The organism is Sphingobium sp. DC-2, from assembly GCF_000722555.1.
Classification (GTDB): domain Bacteria; phylum Pseudomonadota; class Alphaproteobacteria; order Sphingomonadales; family Sphingomonadaceae; genus Sphingobium; species Sphingobium quisquiliarum.
The window spans coordinates 1-4,484 of the sequence record NZ_JNAC01000037.1 but is presented as its reverse complement, the minus strand read 5'-3'; the positions used below and the strand labels follow the sequence as shown (position 1 = coordinate 4,484).

Below are 4,484 nucleotides of genomic sequence, written 5' to 3'. Positions count from 1 at the left end.
AGAGCGACAGCCTACCTCTGACTGCCGCCAATCTTTGCAACAGAGCCCAGGCGGGTATCCGGGTCGGGAATGACGGCTTCAGGGGCGAAGTCCTGGCGCTTGGCCCTGTGGTCCGTACAACCTTCGGCAAGGTGCCGCTTACGTTCCAGTGGCAGCATGAATTCATGGCGCATAATCGCCCGCAGGGAGACAAGTTCTGGATCAAGAGCGTATTCCGGTTTTGATCGCGCCCGGCCTCTCTGGAAGGCATAACGCAGCCTCCGCCTGACCACGAGCGTGACAGGATCCGACGGTACGATGAAAGACATCCATCCGATAAAGTGGTTTCAGCGCAGTTCGGTACGGCTCGGGTTGGCCACGCGCATCGTCGTTGCCAGCCTGCTGACCTTTCTTCTCTGTCACGCCCTCGCTCTCCAGCAGAGTCAGTGGGCGATATTGACAGCCATCATCGTCATGCAATCGAGTGTCGGCGCATCGCTAAAAGCGACATTCGACCGGTTCGCCGGCTCGATCGGGGGTGCCTTATGGGGTGTTTGCGTATTGCTTGTGGTTGCCCATGATACCCCACAGGCGATGGGGCTGGCCTTGACCATCACGCTGGTCCCGCTGGCCCTGCTTGCGGCGTTCAAGCCATTCTATCGAATCGCGCCGATCACAGCGGTGATCTTGCTGCTGACGCCGACATTGCAGGGAAGCGATCCGCGCTGGACCGGCCTGGACCGGATATTCGAGGTCGGGGTTGGCAGCATTGTCGCCATGGTTGTGGCGTTGGTCGTTTTCCCGGTGCGCGCGCATGAGACGCTCGCCGGGGTCGTCAGCCGCACACTCGGTCTGTTGGCTGACCTGAGTGACCAGTTGTCCAGGTCGATGAGCGACCACGGCGATCCGAAGGCGGTAATGGAGCTCCATCATGAGATCCGCCAGGCAATAACACAGGCGGAAAGCATAGCGGAGGAAGCTTCGCGCGAACGCAGAAGCTATCTGGTCAACGCACCGGATCCGCAGCCTGTCTGCCGTACACTCAGACGGCTTCGAAACGACCTGACCATGATCGGCCGCGCGATGGACAGGTCTTTCGCCGCCCCGTCGGTTGCGCCACTGGCGCAAGCAGCCGAGCGAGCAGCAGTCGCGATTGCAACCTACCTTCGACAGGGTGCGCAGGCGCTCGCCAACCGGGAGAAAGCGCCGTCCATGGTGGAGGTCAGCCAAATGCTGGCTACCCACGCGGCGGCGATGGCGCAAGCTCGCCAGGCCGGGACTACCCGCAATCTTCCCGACGAACTGGTCGGACGCATTTTCGGCTTGGCCTTCAGCTTCGAGCAACTGAGCGAGAACCTCAAGGATTTGGCAGCTCGAATCGACGAATATGGCGGACACGCGCCGAATGCGCAGAAAGACCTCAATGTGGCCTCGGATATGCGCGTCGCCTAGACGCACCCAAAATGTTTCACTGATGATCGAATGACATTGAGGGGCAAGCTAGATGTTATTAGGGCTCGAGATAGATTGGGAGGTCGCATGCTGGATCTGGTCATCACCCAACGCCGCCGCAGCCTGGGCGGGTTCGATGTCGGACGGGTCCTCCCTTTCGCCAAGCGGCGGATGGTAGGACCGTTCGTCTTCTTCGACCATATGGGTCCGATTGATCTTGCCGCCGGCATCCCGGACGAGGTCGATGTTCTGCCGCACCCGCATATCGGCCTGTCGACGGTGACCTATTTGTTCGACGGCGAAATCATGCACCGCGACAGCATCGGCTCGGAACAGGCGATCCGGCCCGGCGAGGTCAACTGGATGACCGCCGGGCGCGGCATCACTCATTCGGAGCGGTTCGAACGGGCGCGCCGCGAGGGTGGGCGGGTCCATGGCATCCAGGCCTGGGTCGCATTGCCCGAAGCAGACGAGGAGACCGATCCCGCCTTTGCCCATCACGGCGCGGAGGATTTGCCTACGTTCGAGGAAAATGGCGTCTGGGGCCGCCTGGTCGCGGGCACGGCGCTGGGTCTACATGCCGATGTCCAGACACACTCGCCGCTTTTCTATCTTCACTGGGCGCTGGCGCCCGGAGCCCGGGCCGAACTCCCCGCGGATTATCCTGAGCGCGCCATCTATGTCGCCGAGGGTACAGTCACCGTGGCGGGCCAGCGCTTCGACACTGGTCAGATGCTGGTGCTGACGCCCGGCGCACTGGTTACGATCAAGGCGGAAACGCCGGCTATCGTCATGGCGCTGGGCGGCGAGCCGCTTGGACCGCGCTTCATCGACTGGAATTTCGTGTCGTCGTCGAAGGAACGGATCGAGCAGGCCAAGGCCGACTGGCGCGCCGGTCGCATGAAGCTGCCCGACCTTGATCACGACAGTTTTACCCCTTTGCCCCCCGAGCCGGGCGCGCCTGCGGAGCAGTTGGGCATCCCGCGCCGGACCTTCTATCGCTGGTACGACCGCTATCTCGAAGGCGGCCCGGAGGCGTTGGAGGATCGGCCATCGGCCCCGCGCCGGGTGTGGAACCGCATCGGCGACGATATCCAGCAGCAGATCATCGACATGGCGCTGGATACAACCGATCTGTCGCCCCGCGAACTGGCGGTGCGCTTCACCGACGAGAAGCGCTACTTCGTGTCGGAGGCCACGGTTTATCGCCTGCTCAAGGCCCATGATCTGATTACCAGCCCGGCCTTCGTCGTGATCAGGGCAGCCGATGCGTTCCACACCAAGACGACGCGGCCGAACGAAATGTGGCAGACCGACTTCACCTACTTCAAGATCATTGGCTGGGGCTGGGTCTATCTGTCGACCGTGCTCGACGACTTCTCGCGCTACATCATCGCCTGGAAGCTGTGCACCAACATGCGAGCCGAGGATGTCACCGACACGCTGGACCTCGCGCTCGAGGCCTCGGGTTGCGACAGCGCAACGGTGCTGCACAAGCCTCGGCTGCTGTCGGATAATGGCCCGAGCTACATCGCGGGTGAACTGGCGGAATATATCGAGGCCCGGAAAATGAGCCATGTGCGCGGAGCTCCGATGCATCCCCAGACCCAGGGCAAGATCGAGCGCTGGCATCAGACCCTCAAGAATCGCATCCTGCTCGAAAATTACTTCCTGCCCGGTGACCTTGAGGCCCAGATCGAAGCCTTCGTCGAGCATTATAACCACCGACGTTACCACGAGAGCCTGAACAACGTGACGCCCGCCGACGCCTACTTCGGCAGGGCCGATGCCATCATCAAACAGCGCGAAAGGATCAAACGGAAGACCATCGAACATCGCCGCTTGCTCCACCGCAAGATCGCCGCTTAATATCAACCCCAGGACGAGGCCCGCACTCCGCTAATTTACGCCGCGAGTTGTGCCAAATGTTCTGACGACGGACAACCTGAAAGGTTTTTCCATCTCGGGTTCCGCTCTGGGAGGAGACAATGGAATTCCGCCAGCTCAGGTATTTCCTTGCTGTGGCAGAAGAACTTCACTTCGGGCGCGCCGCGACGCGGCTGGACATGGCGCAACCGCCACTGTCGCGCCAGATCGCCTCGCTGGAAGAGTCTCTGGGCGTGCAGCTATTCGACCGCAGCCGTAGCCAGATCCGCCTGACGCAGGCAGGAGTCGTGTTGCAGGATCACGCGCGGCAGATCCTCGACCGGATGGATACGGCGCAGCGCGAGACGCGGCTGGTTGGCGCAGGCGGCGCGGGTCGGTTGCGGATCGCCTTCGTCGGTTCCGCGTCGCACGGGCTTCTGCCCATGCTGATCAAGTGGGACTGTCAGGATTTCCGTGTCCGGCGAACCCGAGGATCACCACATCGTCTTCATCCGCAGCGCCTAGCGTCGCATCGAGAACATCGCGCATCGCAACCACTGTCGCCGCATCGTCCGTGATGAGGGGTGCGTCGAGGTCGGCGATGCTATCCGACAGCACCGCCCACAAGGCAGTGGCGTCGCGCGCAGCTCCCGTCAGATCACCGATAAAGGGATCCGCATGCCGATCGATGCCGATGAACGCCCCCCGGATCATCGATCAGCCTCGCGTCACCTGAAACGACGCGAAACCAGGTCGCTCGGATTTATCCAGCGCAACAGCGGCGAATGTCTCCCGCGAGGCGACTTGCTTGTTGCCAACCTTCTCAAACCACACGCACCAAACCGCGGTGCCTTCGATCGACCAATACTCGCCGACCTGCTCAACCGTCATGATCGGTCCGCCCGATTTCAGCTGAACCGTATCGCCCGGCGCAAACTCCATAATCCCCCCCTCTCGCTCGAAGCTTTCATATCGACTCAAAGTTAGGTTGCATTGCTGCGTTTTGCGAGATGGCCGGCCAAACGGGCCGTGATTTTCTACTCTTTTTTATCAATCAGCACTTCAATCGTCCAAGTAATGCCAAGTATCAGCTCGCGGGCTCGATAGCGGCGAGAGTTTGCGCTCGACCGGACAGGTTGTCAATCGGCGTGCAAACGGGACCCCCTATCGGCGCGCAAAAGGGACCC

General features: G+C 61.5%; 5 protein-coding genes and 1 pseudogene. 5 read left to right on the top strand and 1 reads right to left on the bottom strand.

Annotated elements, in window-relative coordinates; genetic code table 11:
• The 5 genes and pseudogenes from ET21_RS0108000 to ET21_RS26995 form a co-directional block, all read left to right on the top strand.
• Positions 1-224 (top strand): transporter (locus ET21_RS0108000; RefSeq protein WP_030539244.1); only part of this gene is annotated, 224 nt, incomplete at its 5' end.
• A gap of 73 nt (positions 225-297) precedes the next feature.
• On the top strand, positions 298-1,431 hold the full coding sequence (locus ET21_RS0107995) for an FUSC family protein (RefSeq protein ID WP_051768058.1): 1,134 nt from the start codon (positions 298-300) through the stop codon (positions 1,429-1,431).
• A gap of 30 nt (positions 1,432-1,461) precedes the next feature.
• Positions 1,462-1,872 (top strand): annotated as a pseudogene (locus ET21_RS28765) (pirin family protein); the annotation flags it as partial.
• A gap of 15 nt (positions 1,873-1,887) precedes the next feature.
• Complete coding sequence (locus tag ET21_RS28760; RefSeq protein ID WP_223811437.1) at positions 1,888-3,300, top strand: IS3 family transposase; 1,413 nt, start codon at positions 1,888-1,890, stop codon at positions 3,298-3,300.
• A gap of 119 nt (positions 3,301-3,419) precedes the next feature.
• A complete protein-coding gene (locus tag ET21_RS26995; protein WP_202807115.1) occupies positions 3,420-3,875 on the top strand; it encodes a LysR family transcriptional regulator in 456 nt (151 codons plus the stop codon).
• Between the two features lie 139 nt (positions 3,876-4,014).
• Here the strand turns inward: ET21_RS26995 and ET21_RS25690 are convergent, their stop codons facing one another.
• The gene (locus ET21_RS25690) at positions 4,015-4,239 is read right to left on the bottom strand and encodes a YodC family protein (RefSeq protein ID WP_037470500.1); all 225 of its coding nucleotides are present in this window, start codon (positions 4,237-4,239) and stop codon (positions 4,015-4,017) included.
• Between the last annotated feature and the right edge of the window lie 245 nt (positions 4,240-4,484).

What these genes read in the sequence shown, in the direction of transcription:
- ET21_RS25690 (WP_037470500.1), bottom strand. Translation starts at nt 4,239, where the DNA reads ATGGAGTTTGCGCCGGGCGATACGGTTCAGCTGAAATCGGGCGGACCG.
- ET21_RS26995 (WP_202807115.1), top strand. Translation starts at nt 3,420, where the DNA reads ATGGAATTCCGCCAGCTCAGGTATTTCCTTGCTGTGGCAGAAGAACTT.
- ET21_RS0107995 (WP_051768058.1), top strand. Translation starts at nt 298, where the DNA reads ATGAAAGACATCCATCCGATAAAGTGGTTTCAGCGCAGTTCGGTACGG.